This window comes from Chromobacterium aquaticum (genome assembly GCF_021129195.1).
GTDB classification, from domain to species: Bacteria; Pseudomonadota; Gammaproteobacteria; order Burkholderiales; family Chromobacteriaceae; genus Chromobacterium; species Chromobacterium aquaticum.
The window spans coordinates 1-19,441 of the sequence record NZ_JAJOHW010000023.1; the positions used below are offsets into that span (position 1 = coordinate 1).

General features: G+C 63.6%; 20 protein-coding genes and 1 pseudogene. 11 read left to right on the forward strand and 10 right to left on the reverse strand.

Annotated features, from left to right (window positions below):
* The 5 genes from LQT98_RS03770 to efp form a co-directional block, all read left to right on the forward strand.
* The coding region (locus LQT98_RS03770) for a heavy metal translocating P-type ATPase (protein WP_231461171.1) at positions 1-769 on the forward strand (769 nt) is incomplete at its 5' end.
* Entirely contained in the window at positions 769-945 is a 177-nt protein-coding gene (gene ccoS / locus LQT98_RS03775; RefSeq protein ID WP_048411241.1) for a cbb3-type cytochrome oxidase assembly protein CcoS, read from the forward strand. The genes LQT98_RS03770 and ccoS, both read left to right, overlap by 1 nt.
* Positions 946-1,171: 226 nt before the next feature.
* A complete protein-coding gene (locus LQT98_RS03780) occupies positions 1,172-2,473 on the forward strand; it encodes a NupC/NupG family nucleoside CNT transporter (RefSeq protein WP_048411281.1) in 1,302 nt (433 codons plus the stop codon).
* A gap of 353 nt (positions 2,474-2,826) precedes the next feature.
* Positions 2,827-3,972: an elongation factor P maturation arginine rhamnosyltransferase EarP gene (gene earP, locus LQT98_RS03785; RefSeq protein ID WP_231461172.1), complete on the forward strand. Its 1,146-nt coding sequence runs from the start codon at positions 2,827-2,829 to the stop codon at positions 3,970-3,972.
* Between the two features lie 62 nt (positions 3,973-4,034).
* On the forward strand, positions 4,035-4,598 hold the full coding sequence (efp, locus tag LQT98_RS03790; RefSeq protein ID WP_048411239.1) for an elongation factor P: 564 nt from the start codon (positions 4,035-4,037) through the stop codon (positions 4,596-4,598).
* A gap of 83 nt (positions 4,599-4,681) precedes the next feature.
* On the opposite strand, the gene LQT98_RS03795 is transcribed toward efp, so the two are convergent.
* The 7 genes from LQT98_RS03795 to LQT98_RS03825 all read right to left on the reverse strand — a co-directional run bounded on the left by LQT98_RS03795 (position 4,682) and on the right by LQT98_RS03825 (position 10,904).
* Positions 4,682-5,614 (reverse strand): alpha/beta fold hydrolase, encoded by a 933-nt coding sequence (locus LQT98_RS03795; RefSeq protein WP_231461173.1) that lies wholly within the window; start codon positions 5,612-5,614, stop codon positions 4,682-4,684.
* 192 nt (positions 5,615-5,806) lie between these two features.
* Entirely contained in the window at positions 5,807-6,388 is a 582-nt protein-coding gene (locus LQT98_RS03800; protein WP_231461174.1) for a uracil-DNA glycosylase family protein, read from the reverse strand.
* A 12-nt stretch (positions 6,389-6,400) separates the two neighbouring features.
* Positions 6,401-7,564 (reverse strand): cell division protein ZapE, encoded by a 1,164-nt coding sequence (gene zapE, locus LQT98_RS03805; protein ID WP_048411886.1) that lies wholly within the window; start codon positions 7,562-7,564, stop codon positions 6,401-6,403.
* 113 nt (positions 7,565-7,677) lie between these two features.
* Positions 7,678-8,301: a thiol:disulfide interchange protein DsbA/DsbL gene (locus tag LQT98_RS03810; protein ID WP_231461175.1), complete on the reverse strand. Its 624-nt coding sequence runs from the start codon at positions 8,299-8,301 to the stop codon at positions 7,678-7,680.
* Between the two features lie 50 nt (positions 8,302-8,351).
* A complete protein-coding gene (locus tag LQT98_RS03815; RefSeq protein ID WP_048411884.1) occupies positions 8,352-8,684 on the reverse strand; it encodes a hypothetical protein in 333 nt (110 codons plus the stop codon).
* A gap of 481 nt (positions 8,685-9,165) precedes the next feature.
* Positions 9,166-9,990: an alpha/beta hydrolase gene (locus LQT98_RS03820; protein WP_231461176.1), complete on the reverse strand. Its 825-nt coding sequence runs from the start codon at positions 9,988-9,990 to the stop codon at positions 9,166-9,168.
* 281 nt (positions 9,991-10,271) lie between these two features.
* Positions 10,272-10,904 carry a response regulator gene (locus tag LQT98_RS03825; RefSeq protein ID WP_156183996.1) on the reverse strand — a complete coding sequence of 211 codons (633 nt, stop codon included), beginning with the start codon at positions 10,902-10,904 and terminating at the stop codon, positions 10,272-10,274.
* Between the two features lie 111 nt (positions 10,905-11,015).
* Between LQT98_RS03825 and LQT98_RS03830 the strand changes: the two genes are divergently transcribed.
* Positions 11,016-13,946: a hybrid sensor histidine kinase/response regulator gene (locus LQT98_RS03830; protein ID WP_231461177.1), complete on the forward strand. Its 2,931-nt coding sequence runs from the start codon at positions 11,016-11,018 to the stop codon at positions 13,944-13,946.
* 226 nt (positions 13,947-14,172) lie between these two features.
* The gene (locus LQT98_RS03835; RefSeq protein WP_048411883.1) at positions 14,173-14,502 is read left to right on the forward strand and encodes a DHCW motif cupin fold protein; all 330 of its coding nucleotides are present in this window, start codon (positions 14,173-14,175) and stop codon (positions 14,500-14,502) included.
* Positions 14,503-14,509: 7 nt separating this feature from the next.
* Here the strand turns inward: LQT98_RS03835 and LQT98_RS03840 are convergent, their stop codons facing one another.
* On the reverse strand, positions 14,510-15,454 hold the full coding sequence (locus LQT98_RS03840; protein WP_231461178.1) for a restriction endonuclease: 945 nt from the start codon (positions 15,452-15,454) through the stop codon (positions 14,510-14,512).
* Positions 15,455-15,746: 292 nt separating this feature from the next.
* Here LQT98_RS03840 and LQT98_RS03845 point away from each other — a divergent pair, with 292 nt between their 5' ends.
* From LQT98_RS03845 to LQT98_RS03860, 4 genes and pseudogenes are all read left to right on the forward strand, one after another.
* Complete coding sequence (locus tag LQT98_RS03845; protein WP_231461179.1) at positions 15,747-16,469, forward strand: aspartate/glutamate racemase family protein; 723 nt, start codon at positions 15,747-15,749, stop codon at positions 16,467-16,469.
* Between the two features lie 83 nt (positions 16,470-16,552).
* Positions 16,553-16,981, forward strand: coding sequence for a TOBE domain-containing protein (locus LQT98_RS03850; RefSeq protein ID WP_231461180.1), 429 nt, complete (start codon positions 16,553-16,555; stop codon positions 16,979-16,981).
* A 7-nt stretch (positions 16,982-16,988) separates the two neighbouring features.
* Entirely contained in the window at positions 16,989-17,195 is a 207-nt protein-coding gene (locus LQT98_RS03855) for a hypothetical protein (protein ID WP_231461181.1), read from the forward strand.
* Positions 17,196-17,362: 167 nt separating this feature from the next.
* A pseudogene (locus tag LQT98_RS03860) lies at positions 17,363-17,530 on the forward strand (DUF1801 domain-containing protein); the annotation flags it as partial.
* Here LQT98_RS03860 and LQT98_RS03865 read toward each other — a convergent pair.
* Together LQT98_RS03865 and LQT98_RS03870 are read right to left on the reverse strand one after the other, a co-directional pair.
* Positions 17,527-18,288, reverse strand: coding sequence for a hypothetical protein (locus LQT98_RS03865; protein WP_231461183.1), 762 nt, complete (start codon positions 18,286-18,288; stop codon positions 17,527-17,529). The pseudogene LQT98_RS03860 and the gene LQT98_RS03865 overlap by 4 nt on opposite strands.
* A gap of 175 nt (positions 18,289-18,463) precedes the next feature.
* A partial coding sequence (locus tag LQT98_RS03870; RefSeq protein ID WP_231461184.1) for an efflux transporter outer membrane subunit occupies positions 18,464-19,441 on the reverse strand: 978 nt, incomplete at its 5' end.

Sequence of the window (19,441 nt, forward strand, 5' to 3'; positions counted from 1 at the left end):
CGCGCTGCTGGCCGCCGCCGGCGATGGCCCGCACCAGGCGGCGGACACGCTGCGCAACCACCCCGGCCAGGGCGTGACCGGCCAGCTGGATGGCCATGCCTGGCGCATAGGTTCGCCGGAATTCATCGCCTCCCAATTGGGCGACTGCCCACTGCCCGCCGTCGACTGGCACGGCGACAAGACCTTGATCGCGCTGGCGGACGAAACCGAACTGGTGGCGCTGTTCGCCATCGGAGACGCGGTGCGCGCCGACGCGGCGCCGCTATTGCGCCAACTGAAACAGCGCGGCCTGCGCGTGCACCTGCTCAGCGGCGACGGTGCCGGCGCGGTGGCCAGCCTGGCGCGCCAATTGGACATCGACGCCCACATCGCCCGCGCCACGCCGGAAGACAAGCTGGCCTACGTCGGCCAGCTGCAAGCCGCCGGCAAGCGCGTGCTGATGGTGGGCGACGGCATCAACGACGCGCCGGTATTGGCCAAGGCCGACGTGTCCATCGCCATGGGCGGCGGCACCGACGTGGCGCGCGCCAGCGGCGACATGGTGCTGATAGGCGATAAGCTGGGCCTGATCGCCAGCGCCTTCGAACTGTCGCGCAAGACCTTGTCTGTGATTCGTCAAAACTTGTGGTGGGCCGCCGCTTACAATATCGTGGCGCTGCCCTTGGCCATCACCGGCCATGTCACGCCGTGGATCGCCAGCCTGGGCATGGCGTCCAGCTCTCTCATCGTAGTCGGCAACGCCCTCCGGCTGGTCAAACGGAAATCCTGATGGAAAGCTTGTATCTGCTCATCCCGCTCAGCCTGGTGCTGGCCTTCGTCATCGGCGGCATTTTCTGGTGGGCCACCCGCAATGGCCAGTTCGACGACATGGAAGGCCCGGCCCACCGCATCCTGATGGACGACGACAAGCCCAAGGACGGCGACGCCGACGCGCGCCGCGACTGAAACCCCCGCCAGCCGGAACCCTCGCGCTCCGGCCCCTCCTCCCGCCCCACCCAAACTGAATAAAATCAAGAACAAAGCGTCACAATCGCTTTTGTTTTCCGGTTTTTGCTGTAAAATCGCGCACCTTGAGCAATATTAGCTAATCATCATCTAATTATCGTTGGATCCGCCTTGTCCGGCGCAGCGCCGGCCTGTCAACTTCCGCATCTTCATCTCAGGGTTGTTCGTGAATACCATACAAGCTCTCATCGGCATGCTGTTCCTGCTCGGCACCGCATACGCGCTTTCCACCAATCGCAAGGCCATCAACTGGCGCATCGTGCTGATCGGCCTGATCATGCAAAGCACGCTGTTCCTGGTCATCAACTATGTGCCCGCCGCGCGCGCGGTGTTCGAAGCCTTCGGCTCCGGCTTCGCCAAAGTGCTGACCTTCTCCGGCGAAGGCGCCAGCTTCGTGTTCGGCGACCTGGCCAAACCCAGCGGCAGCATGGGCTTCTTGTTCGCCTTCATGGTGCTGCCGGTGATCATCTTCTTCTCCGCCTTCAGCGCCCTGCTCTACCATCTGGGCATCCTGCAGCGCGTGGTGGCCGGCATGGCCTGGGTGATGAAGCGCAGCATGGGGCTGTCCGGTCCGGAAAGCCTGACCGTGGCCGGCAACATCTTCCTCGGCCAGACCGAGGCGCCGCTGCTGATCCGCCCCTATATCCAGCACATGACCCGTTCCGAGCTGGCTTGCGTGATGATTGCCGGCATGTCCACGCTGGCCGGCGGCGTGCTGGCCGCCTACGTCGCCTTCCTCGGCGGCAGCAATCCGGCTGAGCAGGCCAAGTTCGCCACCTATCTGCTGATGGCCTCCTTCATGAACGCGCCGGCGGCCGCGGTGTTCGCCAAGATCATCTATCCGGAAACCGACCGCGACCACGCCTCCGGCGACAAGCTGGACTACAGCCAGGACGACGATCAGGGCAGCTTCATCAACGCCATCGTCAACGGCGCGATGTCCGGCATGAAAATGGCCGCCGCGGTGGCCACCATCATCCTGGCCATCGTCTCCATGATCGCGCTGGCCAACTTCGTGGTGAAGGACGGCATCGGCGCCGCGCTGGGCGTCAACGAAATGATCAAGGCCTCCACCAACGGCGTGTTCGACGGCCTGACGCTGCAATACCTGTTTGGCCAGGCCTTCCGCGTGTTCGCCTTCATGATGGGCGTGAGCTGGCACGAAACCCTGGAAGTGGGCAGCCTGCTGGGCCAGAAGATCGTGGTCAACGAGTTCATCTCCTACCTGGACCTGGCCAAGATGAAAGCCGCCGGCACCCTGTCACCGCAGGCCATCCTGATCTCCACCTTCGCGCTATCCAGCTTCTCCAACTTCAGCTCGGTGGGCATCTGCGTCGCCGGCATCGGCGCGCTGGCGCCGTCGCGGCAGAAGGAACTGGCCCAGATCGGCATGCGCGCGCTGGCCGCCGCGGTGATGGCGGGTTTCATGACCGCGACCACGGCCGGCCTGTGGATGTCGATTTTCTAAGAGCCTGCTCAAAGTCTGCTGCGCTTCGGCGATACGGCGTTGAAAACGAGCTCAAAATGCTCATGTACCACCTGTACATTCCGCTTTTTCGCTCGTTTTCGCCTTGTCTCGCTCTTGCTCGCGAGACTTTGAACAGGTTCTAAAAACAATCGCCGCGCACAAAACGCCTGATACTGCATTGCGCCGACTTGCCGTACCACTTGTACTGTCTGCGTCGGCGCGCCTTGTCTCAGGCGTTTGTCCGCGGCGCCTTAATCTTTATGCAACATGCCACCCCGCGCTCCGGCGCGGGGTTTTTCATTAACCCGCGGCGGCGTGCTAAGCTGCCGCCATTTTCACGCGCGGCACCGCCAATGGAACGCAAACACTGGGATATCTTCTGCGCCGTGGTCGACAACTACGGCGACATCGGCGTCGCCTGGCGGCTGGCGCGCCGGCTCGCCCATGACTTCGGCCTGGAAGTGCGGCTATGGGTGGACGACCTGGCCAGCTTCGCCCGCATCGCGCCCGATCTGGACCCGGCCCTGCCGGCCCAGCGTCTGGCCGACATCGACGTCCGCCACTGGCCGGCGGACGGCCCGCCCGCGGACACCGTGCCCGCCGAGGTGGTGATCGAGGCCTTCGGCTGCCGGCTGCCGGAGCACTTTGAACAGGCGATGGCCACCAAGGCGCTCAAGCCGGTGTGGATCAATCTGGAATACCTGTCGGCGGAAGACTGGACCCGCGGCTGCCACCGCCAGCCCTCGCCGCATCCGCGGCTGCCGCTGACCAAGCATTTCTTCTTCCCCGGCTTCGAGGCCGACACCGGCGGCCTGATCTGCGAGCAAGGCCTGCTCGATACCCGCCGCCAGTGGCAGGACGACGCGCTGGCGCGCCGCGCCTACTGGCAGCTGCTGGAACTGCCCGAGCCGGCCGCGGACGAGTGGCGGGTCAGCCTGTTCGCCTATGAAAACCCGGCCGTTACCAGCCTGCTGGCCACCTGGGCGCTGGGCGAGCGTCCGGTCACCTGCCTGGTGCCGGAGGGCAAGGTGCTGCCCGACGTCGCGCGCGTGTTCGGCCACCCGCTGCGCGCCGGCATGCTGGCGCGCCAGGGTCCGCTGACGGTCAAGGTGCTGCCGATGACTGACCAGGACAGCTACGACCTGCTGCTATGGTCCTGCGACCTCAACCTGGTGCGCGGCGAAGACAGCTTCGTGCGCGCGCAATGGGCGGGCCGGCCGTTGCTGTGGCATATCTACCCGCAGGACGACGCAGCCCACCTGGCCAAGCTTGATGCCTTTTTGTCACAGTACGGCGCGGCGCTGCCGAATCCAGCGGCGCAAGCGCTGAGCGCCGCCAGCCATGCGTGGAACCACGGCGCCGACATGGCGGCCGCGTGGACGGAATTGGCCGCATGGCTGCCGGTTTGGCGCGAGCATGCCGCGGCTTGGCCGGAAAAATTGCTGGCCGATGGCGATCTGGGCGACAGACTGCTGCACTTTGTCCGGGAAATCGGCTAGAATACGCCGTTTTTCGGAAACCTTTTTTTCCGACTTCAATCAAGAGTTTGGGACTTTTAGTAATGAAAACCGCACAAGAACTCCGCGCCGGCAACGTATTCATGGTAGGCAGCGACCCGATGGTCGTGCAGAAGGCTGAATTCAGCAAATCCGGCCGCAACGCCTCCGTTGTGAAAATGAAGATGAAGAACCTGTTGACCGGCGCCGGCAGCGAAGCCGTATACCGCGCCGACGACAAGTTCGACGTCATCGTGCTGGACCGCAAGGACTGCACCTACTCCTACTTCGCTGATCCGATGTACGTGTTCATGGACACCGAATTCAATCAGTACGAAGTGGAAGCCGACAACCTGGGCGACACGCTGAACTTCATCGTCGACGGCATGGAAGAAGTGTGCCAAGTGACCTTCTACGACGGCAAGGCCATCTCGGTTGAACTGCCGACCACCGTGATCCGCGAAGTGGAATACACCGAACCGGCCGTGCGCGGCGACACCTCCGGCAAAGTGCTGAAGCCGGCGCGCCTGGTGGGCACCACCTTCGAAGTTCAGGTTCCGGCCTTCGTCAACACCGGCGAAAAGATCGAAATCGACACCCGCACCAACGAATTCAAGAAGCGCGCCTAAGCGCCCTCTTGCTTCGCAGTGCCCAAAGCCGCCCGGCGCCATGCGCCGCGCGGCTTTTGTTTTGAGCGGCGCCGGACGACGCCTCAGCGTCCGGCCGCGGCGAGCGCCTCGTCCTGCCCCGCCGGCAAGACCCGCCGCCGCGCGAATTCCAGCCACAGCGCGGCGACGCGGCGCGGCTGCTCCATCATCGGCAGATGACCCACCTGCTCCAGTATCTGCTTTTCGCTGCCGGCGATGGCGGCGGCGAAGCAATCCGCGTCCTCCACGTGCAGGATGCGGTCCTCGCGCCCCCAGACAATCAGCGTCGGCGCCTGGATGCTCGCCAACAAGGGCCGCTGATCCACGCTGTCGAACAGGTCATCGAAAATCTTGCGCTCCACCTCGACGCGCTCCGCCTTGCGCGCCGCCGCCACCTCGATGGCGAAGCCGGGCACTCGCGGCGGCTGGTACATCGCCCAGTCCAGCATTGCCCGCACCCCTTCCGCGCTCGTCATGTCCAGCATCGGGTTTTCACCGCTACGCTGCCACAGCTCGGCCATTTCACTGGCGCTGACGCCAGCGCCGGCGGCGTTGAGCAAGGTCAGGCTGGCCACCGCCCGCGGATAGCGCGCGGCGAAGTTGGCGGCGATGGCGCCGCCCATGGAGTTGCCGATCAAATGGACATGCTCCGCGCCCCAGACCGCCAGAAAGGCGCGCAAGCGATCCGCCTGCGCCTCCACCCGGTAGCTGATGTCCAGGCCGGACATGCTGTCGCCGTGGCCGGGCAAATCCGGCACGATCAGCCGGAAGCTCTTGGGCAGGCAGCGCGCCAGCATCGCCCAGTGGTCCTTTTCCGCGCCAAAGCCATGCAGCAACACCAGCACCGGCGCACCAACCGGCGCCGCGCGCTCCAGCCAGCTTAACTCGCCCTGCTCCAGGCTGCGCCGCCGCGGCCTCAGCCCGGCCCAGCGCCGTTGCTGACGCACGCCCCAGTCAAACAACCATTGCTTGCCATTCCAGATCCAGCGTCGCCACATTGCAGCCTCCTTGGAAAACCATCGATGGTGAATAGTGCTTAGAGCCTGTTCAAAGTCTCGCGAGCAAGAGCGAGACAAGGCGAAAACGAGCGAAAAAGCAGAATGTACACGTGATACATGAGCATTTTGAGCTTGGTTTCAACGCCCATTTCTATCCATCCCGCCGACGCGCAGCAGACTTTGAACAGGCTCTTAGCCGCGCTCCAGCACCTGCGCCACCCGCTGCCGCAAAGCCGGCAACAGCTCGGCCTCGAACCAGGGATGGCGGCGCAGCCACAGCTGATTGCGCGGGCTGGGATGCGGCAAGGGCAGCAAGGCCGGCCAGTGCTCGCGCCAGCGCTCCACCGCCTCGGTCAGCCGCGGATAGCGGCCCGGCAGATGATAGCGCTGCGCGTACTGCCCCAGCAGAATCGTCAATTGCAGATGCGCCAGGCCGGCCAGCAAGGGCTGGCGCCAGGCGGCCGCGCATTGCGGCGGCGGCGGCAAATCGCCGGACTTGCCGGTGCCAGGGTAACAGAAAGCCATCGGCAGGATGGCGATGCGGGTTTCATCGTAAAACACCGTCTTGTCCACGCCCAGCCAATCGCGCAAGCGCTCGCCGCTGGGGTCGTCGAATGGCAAGCCGGACGCGTGCACGCGCCGCCCCGGCGCCTGGCCGGCGATCAGGATGCGCGCGTCCGGATGCCATTGCAGCACCGGGCGCGGGCCAAGTGGCAGGCTGTCCACGCACAGCCGGCAGGCGCGCACTTCCCGCAGCAGACCGGCGGCGTCCATGCGTGTCGCCGTTTACAGCACCACGCCGACCGGCGGCTGGTCGTGGGTCTGGCCGACGGACTGGTGCGGCAGCTCCAAATAGCTGCGCGATTGCATCTCGGTCAGCCGGCTGGCGGTGCGGAAGAATTCGCTGGCCTGCACCCCCTCGGTGTATAGCTGTTCCGGCTCGGCGGCGGCGGAAGCCACCAGCTTGACGCGGTTGTCGTAGAACACGTCCACCAGCCAGGTGAAGCGGCGGGCGATGGACGCCTCGCGCGCGGTGATCCTGGGGATGCCGCTGACGAAGACGGTATGGTATTCGGTGGCGATTTCCAGGTAATCGGTCTGCGCGCGCGGGCCGTCGCACAGGGCCAGGAAATCAAACCAGATCACCCCGGCGGCCAGGCGCTTGACCGGAATCTCGCGGCCCAGCACCTCGATGGCGCGTTTTTTCTGCTCCACGCCGTGGCTCAGGCGCTGGAACAGCTGCTCCATCTTCTCCTCGTTAGCCGCGTCAGCGGGCACCATGAACAGCGGTTCGCGCGTCAGCTCGCGCAGCCGGTAGTCGTTGCCGCCGTCCACGTTCAGCACTTTCAGCTCGCGCTTGATCAACTCGATGGTGGGCAGGAAGTTCTGCCGTTGCAGGCCATTGGGATAGAGACTATCCGGCGCGTAATTGGAAGTGGTGACCAACACCACGCCGCGCTCGAACAAGGCCGACAGCAGTCGGCCCAGCATCATCGCGTCGGCGATGTCGCTGACGTGGAATTCATCGAAGCACAGCAGGCGGGTGTCGCGGGCGATCTTGTCGGCATAGGCCAGCAGCGGGTCCTTGCTACCGGCCAGCGCGCGCAGCTCGCGGTGCACCTCGGCCATGAAGTTGTGGAAATGGATGCGGCGCTTGCGGCGGTAAGGCACGCAGGCGTAGAAGGCGTCCATCAGAAAACTCTTGCCGCGCCCCACTCCGCCCCAGAAATACAGGCCCTTGGGCACGTCCGGGCTGCGCAGGCTACGTCCGAGAAAGCGATTACGCTTGCTCTTGAACTCCACCAGCTGGTGCCACAGCAGGTCCAGCTCCTCGATCGCCGCCGCCTGGGCCGCGTCGTGGATGAAGCCGGGTTTTTCGCTGGCGGCCTGATACCAGGCCTTGGGGCTGAGATGGGCATTCCCATCCGGGGAGAAAGTATGCTGGGACATGGGTGGCGGAGTGTGCAAACGCTATAAATGATACGGCCTGCCATCATACCCCGTTTGCGCGCGCGGGCAAAAACGATGCCGCCGCCCGCAGGCGGCGGTGTTCGCCATCCTGCTCAGACTTCGCCGTTTCTCTGCGCCCGCACCTTGGCCAGCAGTGCGTCCAATACCTCTCTGCTTCTCTCCGGCGCTGCCGCGGCAATCGCGTACTTGCCGTCCACCACCAGCATGGGCGTGCTGAAGACCCGGTAATCCTTGGTGAACTTGGCGATGGCCTCCACTTGCGCCTTGACCGCGAAGGAATGGTACACCGCCATGGTCTTGGCCACGTCCACGCCCGGCTGACGGCGCAGCCAGGTTTCAAACTCCGCCGCCTCACCCAGATTGATCTTGTCGTGCTGCACCGCACGGAAGGCCGCGCCATGCAGGCGCTCCATCAGACCGGACACGTTCAAGGTGGCGAATACCCGCGCATACCCTTCCATCGGCTTGCCCCATACCACATGCTTGCGCACCACGCTCACATCCGCCGGCTGGGTCTTCAACCAGGCCGATACCGCTGCGTCCTGAGCATAGCAATGCCGGCATGGGTAAGAAAAAAACTCCGCCACTTCGATCTTGTCACCGCTGGACACCGGATGCGGCTTGGGCAATACCAAGTAATCCTTGCCCACCACGACCTGAGCTTGCGCCGCGCCCAAGGCCAATAAAAACCAGCACAATAGCAAGAATGCTCTCATGACAACTCCACTCAATTGATTCCATTGCCGGCCAACAGCCCGACCCAGGCTCAGGCCGTGGCCTGCAAAGTCGGCGCCTCGACCGTCTTTTCCACTTTGTTAAACTTGGGCTCGACCTTGCCCAATGCGCGCAGGCGCTGCAGCTCCTCCCGCAACAGCTTGATTTCTTCCTGCATTTTCTGGCGCATGTCCGCCTCCGCCTTGCGCACGTCCAGACTCAGTTTTTTATCCATTTCCGCCGTCAATTTCTCATCCAGAAACGACTCGTACTTCTTGAACAACTCATCGCGGTAAACATCCAGCTGCAAACGCAGCATGAGGTTTTCCTCCTCCATTTCGGCCAATTTGTGCTGGAACTGGGCGACATTCATATTGAAGTTCATGCTTCCTCCTAGCAGATGGCTCACAGATGCGCGGCCCGCCCGCACCGACAAGCCAGAGCGGGATTCCGCTTAAAAAAATATCCCTCTCCCAGCGGGGAGAGGGAGGCAAACAGGGTGGGTTTGCAATAGACACTAGGCAGCTCACCACCGGGGGATCGGCGTGAGACCCCATGCGGCAGGAGTGCCGCACAAGATGAGGCCAGTATGCGCAAACGCGCCGTCCAAAAATATCTGACCAGTACGAAAAGCCGACGGCAGCACGAGCCAACGCCGGCGGCGCGTTTCAGAACCTGTTCAAAGTCTGCTGCGCTTCGGCGATACGGCGTTGAACAGCGAATAGGCGGGGTCTTGAAATAGGAAACAGGCGGTTCAAGCTTGGTGAGCGAGAATGAGGACAGGCGCTACGGTGAATTCGGCGGGGCATGCCGACACCAGCAAAACGTTGAGGAGCGCCCCAATCAAGAGGATTTCACTTTGAGGTTCAATATTTGATCACTCTATCAAGCGCCCTCTGCCACGCGGCCTCATCTCGCCGATAACAAGCGTCATGATCCCCGCCTTGCATGAACAACTTGGCTTTAGGCCGCGAGCTGAGTTGATATAGGCGCTCGCCCAATGCCATCGGCACCACATCGTCGCCGGAGCAATGAATGAATAGCTTTGGCGCGGCAATGGCCGCCAGCTTGGAATAGGAAGAGAAATCATGGCGAATCAGCGCGTCAAACGGCAGCCATGAGGCGGTATAGGATTTGGCGATGTCCGCGACGGACAAGAAACCGCCGTCGACAATCACCCCGTCCACGCCCAGCGACACCGCGGCCATGTCCATCGCGATGGCTCCGCCCAGGGAGTGACCGTAGACCAGATGCTTGGACGCTTCCGGCGACCGTTGCTTGAACGCTTGCCAGGCCACCCTGGCATCGGCGTAGACCGAATGCTGCGAGGGCAAGTACCAGGCGCCGTCGCCATAGCCGCGGTAGTCGATCGCCATTACCGCCAGGCCCAGCCGGCGCAGACTGAGAATCAGATCGATATCGGTGTGCAGCGTGCTGTCGTTGCCGTGCAAAAACAGCACCGCCGGCGCGGTGGACGATTCAGCTGGCAGCCACCACGCATGCACCAGGCCGCCGCCTTCCGCCTGGGGAACAGGCAGCCAGTCCACCTTGAAGGCCACTCCGTAATCTTGCGGCGTCTTGCCGGTTTGATACGAGGGACTGAGGATGAAGTATCGCTGCGCCAGTTCCCATAGACTCAGCGCCAGCAGAACGGCGGCCAGCAAGGCCAGGATTTTTTTAAGCGTGCCCATGCGCACCGCCAGACTTTGACACACCACTCGCCATCAAAAAGCACCCAGTTCAATATAAACGCCATGCTCACCTGCTTGCCGTCTTTCAGGCCCAGGCGAAATCCAATCCGGCAGCATAACCATGCTCGATGCGAGGGGATATTTGACCAGTACGAAATCCGTGCCGTGCGGCGGAAGCGGCTATCACGCCCCTCTTCGGCCTTGCGCGCAAAGAGGAATGGCGGGAACCCGAGGAGGAAAAGCGGCACCAAGAATGATGCCGTGAAGAGCATGACAGGGAGTCAGGACTGGAATAGCAGCAGCAAGTCCGCGTCGCGTTCCGCGCCCAGCTTGCGCATGGCGCTGGCTTTCTGGGTACTGATGGTTTGCTTGCTGCGCTTGAGTTTGGCGGCGATGTCGTTCACCGTCAGACCGGCGACGAAGAGCCGCACCACTTCCGCCTCGCGCGCGGTCAGCGCGCGCTGACCGGCCGGCTGAGCGAGCTTGTCCGCCTCCAGCAGACGCTCCACCGCCGGGGAGAAGTAGGCCGTTTTAGCCATGGCGCCGTATACCGCCGGCAACAGGTGCTCGATGGCGTCTGACTTGCTCAGGATGCAATGAATGCCCAGGCCGCGCAGCGAGCGCACCACCAGCGCGTTGTCCATCATGGTGAGCACCACGATGCCCAGTTCCGGGTACAGCCGGCGCAGGCGCTCGAACATTGCCGCGCCGTCGCCGGATTCACAACCGGGCATGGAGTAATCGGACACCAGCACATCGCAAGGCTGGCTCGCCAGCATATCCCACAAGGCGGTGGCGCTATTGGCCTTGCCCGCCACCCGGATGGCGCGCTGGCCTTGCAAGGCATGCTCCAGGCCGCTGAGCACCGAGGGATGATCATCCACCAGGAAGACTGTTATTTCCGCTGCCGTCATGTCATCCACATGAAATTTAAACAATTGTTTTCAACACAATCTATTTTTATAGCTAAGCAAATATACTGAAAATGGTCAACCGCCCAGCCAAGCCCCCCCGCCGGAAGCCGCATGCGCAATTCTAGCTCCTCCTCCCCTCAAAGCCAGCCGCTCAGCCGCCTGCGGCGTATCCAGCGCATCACTTTGTTTGGCGGCGGCATCGCCATTTCGCTAGCGCTGCTGGCCTTGACCCTGTTATCGCTATGGCTGTCCGGCAAGGAAATGCTGGCGGACCGGCACCGGATGTTCGATGCGGAAAATACGGCGCTGAAGGTGGTGCTCAGAGGACATGCGATCGATCTCCACCACCAGGTCAGCCAAGCCGAGGCGACGTGGAAAGCGCTACCCAAGGCAAGTCCGGCGCTACTGCGCCAATTCACTACGTACAACGGCGAAGCCTGGCTGCAAGCCTCCCCGGCTCATCCTCCGGCACTGGCCATGGGCGAACTCTCCACTCAATATCCGCCCCCCCGTTTCGAACCTTATCTGGCGCTGGCGGAGCATGCCGCCAGCGCGATGTGCGGCGGCGACTGCGAGTTGAGGAAGTCAGTAAACGCCTATTTGTATAGCCCGGACCAGCGATTTCTGGCGATTGTCTCCCCCAGCCTGCCCTCGGTGGCTTCAGCCAAGCCGGACACCAGGGCTGCTCTTCGGCTGAGTGTTTTCAGCAATATGCCCAATCCGACAGCCGGCCGTCAGCCGGCCTGGCAGGCCTCCGCCGCCGCGCCGCTGACCGGCCGCCCCGCCATCCGTCTGGCGCAAGCCGCCGTGGTCGACGGCGCGCCCGTCGCTGTCTTCGCCAGGGATATTCGCATCGATAGCTTGCTGAATACCTGGCGGCCGGACATCCGCGATGAAACCACCTTGCTCGCCAGCCCGATGGGGCCGCTGCACATCAGCGTAGGCTGGCAAGCACAACAAGGCTCGCAACTGATCGCGACCCTCCGCGACATGGCCCTGCCCCCCATAGACGACACGGTGTCCGACCTCCAATACCGCGATGGCCTGTTCATCCTGCGCGCCCGCCTTCCCACCCCTGGCTGGGTTCAAATCCAGGTCTTTCCATGGCAGAGCCTGCTGAATGATTTGAGGCTGTCGCTGATCATCAACCTCAGCGCACTGCTGTTTGCCCTTACCTGCCTGTGGACCATCATCCTGCTGCTGGACCGCAAGATCTTCAAACCCGCTTTTTCCAACGCCCAGCGCATTTTTGAAAGCGAGAACCTGAACCGCATCATGGTGGACACCTCCCCCTCCGGCCTGACGCTGCTGTCCATCGCCGACGGCACGGTGCTGCTGGAAAACGAGGTGATGAGGCAATGGACGCGGATGGGCTCGACAGCCCACCCGCCCCTGCGCCTGCAGTTGCTGGACAACCACCTGGCCGCGTCCCCGCTCGGCGCCACGCCTTGCCACCGCGACATCCAGTTTGCGCTGGCGGACGGCCAGGCCATGGAACTGCACAGCACCACCATGGCCACGCGTTACCAGGGCATCCGGGTCTTGCTGTGCAATGTGGTGGACATCACCGCGCGCAAGGCGCTGGAGCGCCAACTGGAAACCGCGCGCCAAACGGCTGAGGCGGCCAACCAGGCCAAGTCCTCTTTCGTAGCCATGGTCAGCCATGAGATCCGCACCCCACTGCACGCCATCGTCAGCAGCCTGGATTTGCTCGGCCGCGCCCGGCTGGCCGCGCCGCAACAACAGCGCCTGGCGGTAGCGAATCATTCGTCCCAGGCCTTGCTGGCCATCATCAATGACATCCTGGACCTGTCCAAGGTGGAATCCGGGCTGTTGCGCGTGGAGAGCATTCCCTTCGATCTGGCCGCGCTGGGTCGCGAAGCCGCGGCCAGCATGGAGCCGCTAGCCCGCGCCAAGGGCCTGGAATTTTCCTGCATGATGGACGCGCAATTGGCGCCGGCTTATCTGGGCGACCCCGTCCGTGTCCGGCAGATCATGCTGAATCTGCTCGGCAACGCCATCAAGTTCACGCTCAGCGGCGAGGTGTTGCTGGAGGTTTATCTTCAGGATGACGGCCGCGCGGATTCGCCGGTGCGCATCGGCGTGACGGACAGCGGCGTGGGCATCCCCGCCGAATACCACGACCAGGTGTTCACCGAGTTTTCCCAGGCGGACGCCTCCATCACCCGCCGCTTCGGCGGCACCGGCCTGGGCCTGTCGCTTTGCAAGAAGCTGGCGGAACTGCTGGCGGGGACGATCGAATTCACCTCCACCCCGGGTGTGGGCAGCACCTTCGTGGTGACCCTGCCCTTGCCGCCCTGCGCCGCAGTACCGGTTGCCGAGCCAGTTGCCAAGCCGCCCGCCATTCTGCCAGACCCTGCCACGCCGGCGGCCCGCATCCTGGTAGTGGACGACCACCCGGCGATTCGGACGCTGATCCAGGACCAGCTCCGCGAACTGGGCCATCAGGCGGATACCGCCGCCAGCGGCGCCGCCGCGTTGGCGCTGGCCACCCGTCAGGATTACGCCTTGGTGCTGACCGATCTGAGCATGCCGGACATCAGCGGCTATAGCCTGGCCCGGGCGCTGCGCGACAGCGGCTTCTCCGCTCCCATCGTCGCCATCACCGCACAGGCCAGCAAAGCCGAACAGCCGCTCTGCGCCCAGGCCGGCATCGACGAGCTCATGCTCAAGCCCTTTACCCTGGAGGAACTAGACCAGGTTATCCGCAAACACTTGGCTTTGAGCCCCGCCAGCGCCCGGCTCCCCACAGCGCCCGCACCCTTGTCTGCCTCCCGGCGCGCCGAGCTGCTGAGCGCGCTGGACCATGCTCTTCTACTGATGCGGCAGGCCTTGAAAGGAGCGGACGCGCCTCTATTCATGCAGCAGCTGCACGCCACCAAGGGCGCGTTCGCCATGGCGGGCTTGGCGCCGGTGGCGGAGTTGTGCGCGGAAATCGAGCAGCTGGCAGCAGCCGGCCCGCGCGAAGAGATAGGCGCGCTGCTGGATCGGCTGGAGGCGCTGGCGCACGCGAGACTTTGAACAGGCTCCAAGACCGCTATCGCGGCCCGGGGACATCGGCGACAATGGCCAGGCGCTAGAACCTGTTTACGATCTTGCGAGCTAAGGCGAGACAAGGCGAAAACGGCTGAGAAAGCGGAATGTACACGTGGTACATGAGCATTTCGAAGGTGTTTTCAACGCTGTATCGCCGACGCGCAGCAGATCGTAAACAGGTTCTTAGAACCCCTACCCAAGAGGAGCCACCATGAAAATATCCGATCTTCCATTCGGCATCAGCGATTGGTCCGCGCTGGAGCCCACCCAACATGCCGGCGAAACCGGCTGCGCCTATTGGCGCACCCAGCGCTTCGGGGACATCCGCGTCCGCATGGTGGAATACACGCCGGGCTACCGCGCGGATCACTGGTGCGTCAAAGGCCACATCCTGCTGTGTCTGGAGGGGGTGCTGCACACCACGCTGGCGGACGGCCGCAGCTTCACCTTGACGCCCGGCCTCAGCTATCAAGTCGCCGACGACGCGGAGCCGCATCTGTCCCATACCGAAACCGGCGCCAAGCTGTTCATCGTCGATTAAGGCCGGCTCAAGCCGTCTCCATCGCTTTTTGCCGCATCCGCAGTATCTGCTTGCAGCGAGGATAGCCAGGGCAGCCCCAGAAGTCGGGCCGACCGCCCTTGCCGGCGACATGGCACATCGTGGCGCCGCAGCCGGGACAGGTCGGAGTGCGGTAATCGCCGGCGGTGGCGAACGCCAACAACTGCTGCCGGGCGCCGCCGGGCAGGCGCTCGATCAGCGTCAACAACATCTCCCCGTCGATCAAGCTAATGTGATTGCTTCGTGCCACGGTCTTGGCATCGTCGGAGAATCTGCCGCTGGTCATGAAAAAAGCCTTGGCGATTTTCTCGTGAGTCATTACGCCCAGCAACTCACGGATAGGCTTCACGCCGACATAGCGCTCGCCCCAGGCCTTGCATTGCACTAGCGAGGTGGCGCGGCCGGAATCATCCTGGAACAACCGGATATCGATGCCGCCGTCCGGCCCCAGCGGCGTGGTTTCGGAACGAATGCCTTTCAATTCGTAAAATTTCTGGCAGACATCCTCAAACCGCTTCCATTCGATGTCGCGGATCAAGCCCAGCGACCATTGCGCGGGCCGCTCCTCGCTGGCCGCGGGGGTCTTGCTCGCCGGGCATTCCCGGAACGCCGGTTCCAGCGGCAATGGCGTCCCTCTCGCCGCCACCGGATCGATTTTGAAACTAAACCGCGGCTTAGCGGCCCGCCGCGACAGGGACAGCGCGGCCAAAACCAGGAAGAACAGCGCAATGGGCCAGCCCAGCGCGGAAAACGCCTCGGCCAGCGGCTTCAGCCATGGATTACTGGCCCCGAACGCCGGCAAGACGCTTTTCAAAATCAGCAGGCTGAGCCCGGCCAAAGCGACGCTCACATACCAGGGCGCGGCGATAAGAACCTGTTTACGATCTGCTGCGCGTCGGCGATACGGCGTTGAAAACCGTTTCGAAATGCTCATGTACCGCTTGTACATTCCGCTTTCTCAACCGTTTTCGCCTTGTCTCGCTCTTGCTCGCGAGATCGTAAACACGTTCGAAGAAGCTGGGCTAAGCTTTCCTTTCTTTGCCGATATCTGCGTGCCATATTTCGCTCATTTATTATTCCAAAGGCATTTTAATGGCATGGCGCGCATTCGCGCAAACGCGAGACTCTGGCCACCACCCATCCATTGCCATACTCTTGCATCGAATACCGATGCCCTTGCCCGGCATCAGGGACACCCTCTTCCGCAATCACCATCAAGGAACGCCATGAGAACCCTCGGCCTGCTGGGCGGTATCAGTTGGGTATCGACGCTGGATTACTATCGCTACCTGAACGAAGGCGTCAACGCGGCGCTGGGCGGCCTCAATTTTGCCGAGTGCGTGGTCTACTCGCTGAATTTCAACGATATCCAGCAGCGCGGTTGGGACGACTGGGAGCACACTCATGCGCTGCTGCTCAAAGGTTGCCTGCATTTGCAAGCCGCCGGGGCCGAGGCCATCGTGCTGTGCGCCAATACCGCGCACGTCATGGCCGAGCGCCTGGAAGCGGCGGTCGGCCTCCCCATCATCCACATCGCCACGGCGACGGCGCGGGAAATCTCACAGCAGCGGCTGCAGACCGTGGGGCTGCTCGGCACCCGATTCACCATGGAGCTGCCGTTTTTCCGGGACAAGATGCGGCAACACGGCATCGAGACCTTGATCCCGGAGGCGCAGCACACCCGCGATTTCATTCAGCGCACGCTGCGCGACGAACTGGGCCGCGGCCTGGCGTCGCCGGCCACCAAGAGCGCTTATCTGGAGGTGATCCGGCAGTTGATCGCACGCGGAGCCGAAGGCATCGTCTTCGGCTGCACCGAATTGCCACTGCTGTTGAGTCCGGCCGACGTGCCGGTGCCGGTGTTCGACACCACTCGGATTCATGTCGAAGCCGCGCTAGAGTTCGCGCTCGGCGCAGCAAACATTGAGCAGCTTATTAGGCCGAAATAGCTACAGGCGCGCCACCCGCTTCCGCATATACTGTCCGCACATCACCAATGACACCCCCACCCATCCGACATCAAGGACATTCCATGCTCACCAGCGCCCGCAACCAATTCGCCGGCAAAGTCACCGCCATCCATCCCGGAGCGGTCAACGACGAGATCGACATCGCCCTGCCCGGCGGCGAGGTGATCACCGCCGTCATCACCCAGCGCAGCACCGCCAACCTGGGCCTGACCGTGGGCTGCGACGCGCTGGCCATCATCAAGGCCCCCTGGGTGATCCTGGCCAATCCCGAAGCCGGCATCAAGCTCTCCACCCGCAACCGCCTGGAAGGCCGGGTGTCCGCGCTGCGTCCGGGCGCGGTCAATGCCGAGGTCGAAATCCGTCTCAACGGCGGCGACGCCCTGGTGGCCATCGTCACCCAGGAGAGCGCGGACGACCTTGGCCTGGCCGTCGGCAAAGCCATCGTCGCCTTCTTCAAGGCCTCCCACGTGATTGTCGGCGTCCGGATCTGAGCCCGGCATGAAGCCCTCCTCCGCGGCCGAGCGCGCGCCGGCCTCCGCCCTGATAGACCGGAGAATCGCCGAACTCAGCGACTGGCGCGGCGCGGCCTTGGAGCGGATACGGCGGCTGATCCGGGAAGCCGCCCCGAACGTGATCGAAGAATGGAAATGGATGGGCACCCCGATCTGGTCTTTGCGGGGCATCCCTTACACCGGCGAGTCTTAGAAGCTGTTCAAAGTCTGCTGCGCTTCGTGAAGCGTTGCCCGGTGAGTACCAGCTCAAAATACTCATGTACCACGTGTACATTCCGCTTTTTCGCTCGTTCTCGCCTTGTCTCGCTCTTGCTCGCAAGACGTTGAACAGGCTCTTACGCGTCCGTCGTCAAACCGACCTTCATCAAAGGCGCGGCGCTGCCGGACCCGGCCCAATTGTTCAACGCCAGCCTGGACGGCAAGGCCAGGCGGGCGATCGATATCCGCGAGGGCGAGGAAGTGGACGCGGAAGCGTTCAAGGCGCTGATTCTGGCCGCCGTCGCGCTCAATGCCGGCAAGCCGGCCTAGAGCCTTGACCGCTCCGCGGCCGCGCGCCGCCTGTCTCGCAGATAACGCCACACGCCGTTCAGAATGGCCGTCGGCGACAGTTCGGCCATGGCCAGCAAGCCGTGGCCCTCATGGTAGTCCGGATTGTGCTCGACAAAATAGCGCGCCGCCGGACGCGGGTGCTGCAGCCAGAATTGGCGATCAGTCTGGCTGTCCCGGGTCAAAATGCCCAGCTTCACCACAAAGGGGCGCTCCGCCGCTGGCGCCGCCATGCCGAAACTGCCGCACAACTCCGCCGCCAGCCGCGCCAGCGGCTGCTCCATCCCCCGCTCCGGGCTGGGCCACATGCCGGCGGCGTACTTGTGCATCTGGATGAAGCTGGACGGATGGATCATCGCGCCCAGGAAATACATGGGCCGCCACGGGCCGCGCAGCCAGTAGCGCAACATGCAGCCAGCCAGGAAAGGCATATTGCTATTGCGGCCGCGGTAGTCTTTGAGCAGCCCGGCCTGCCCGCGCAAAACCTTGACTTCGCGCCCCGCCGCGCGGCGCTGGAACAGGTGGACGGCGCAATAGCCCACCGCCTGACCGTGTTCGCCGCGATGCAGCAGGATGCTGCTGTGCTCGGACTCCGGCAACACCATCTTGCGGAAGGCCGCCCGGTCCATGCCGCTGAAAACGGCATCGTGCACTTGATAGGCTTCATCCACCAGGCGCTCGCGCCCGGCCATGGTCAACAAGTGCGGATATAGGGTGTCTGAGTGAGTGATGGTGCCCATGGGTCCTCGCGCGGGGTGGAACGTCGAAACGCAGCGCATGGTAAGCAGCGAATCCGGGCATCACCACTGACAGATATGCCAATGTTTTTTTAATTCATTCAAGACCACCGGCCCGCGCCCAGGCCAACCATGAAAAAACCCCGCCAAGGCGGGGTTTGTCGTTTGCTGCCGAGGATCAGGACTTGGCCGGGGCTTCCCAGCCGCCGCCCAACGCCTTGTACAGGCCCACCACTGCGTTCAGATGATCCAGCCGTGCGCTGACCAGGCCCAACTCGGCCTGGAAGCTGTTGCGTTGCGCGTCCAGCACATCCAGATAGCTGGCGTAACCGTTGTCGTAGCGCAGATTGGCCAGGCGCAGCGATTTGTTCAAGGCCTGGAACTGCGTGGTCTGCGCCGCCTGGATGTCGCGCGCAGCGCCGTAGCCGGACAGTGCGTCCAGCGCGTCCTTGAACGCGCTTTGCACCGTCTTCTGGTACTGCGCCAAAGCCTGCTTCTGCCGCGCGCTGGCGGCGTCGACGGCGTAGCCGGTCTGGCCGAAGTTGAACACCGGCGCCGCCAGGTTGCCGACAAAGCTCCAGGTCCGCGTCGGGCCGGTGAACAGGGTGTCCAGCGACAGGCTTTGCGAACCCAGCGCCCCGCTCAGGCTGATGCTGGGGAAGTAGGCCGCGCGCGCCACGCCGATGCGGGCGTTGGCCGCGATCAGCTGCTGCTCGCTGGCGGCGATGTCCGGCCGCCGTTCCAGCAGGCTGGAGGACAGGCCGGCCGGCACCGCCGGCGGGGCCGACAGCGCGTCCAGGCTTTGGCCGCGCTGGATGCCGCCGGCCACCAGTTGCTTGGGCGAGTGGCCGAGCAGCACGCCCAGCGCGCTTTCGGTCTGCTCCAGCGCGCTGGCGATCTGCGGCACCTTGGCGCGGGCGGAAGCCGCTTCGGCCTCGGCCTGCTGCTGGTCCAGTTCCGAGATCAGGCCGCCCTTGAAGCGCTTGGTCTGCAGTTTCAGCGATTCCTCGCGGCTTTGCAGCGTGCGCTTGGCGATGTCCAGCTGAGCGTCGTAGGCGCGCAGCTGGAAATAGGTCTGCGCGGTTTGCGCGGCGATCGCCAGCTTGGAGCTGTCGCGGGCGAAGCGGCTGGCGGCGAAGTCGGCGCGCGCCGCCTC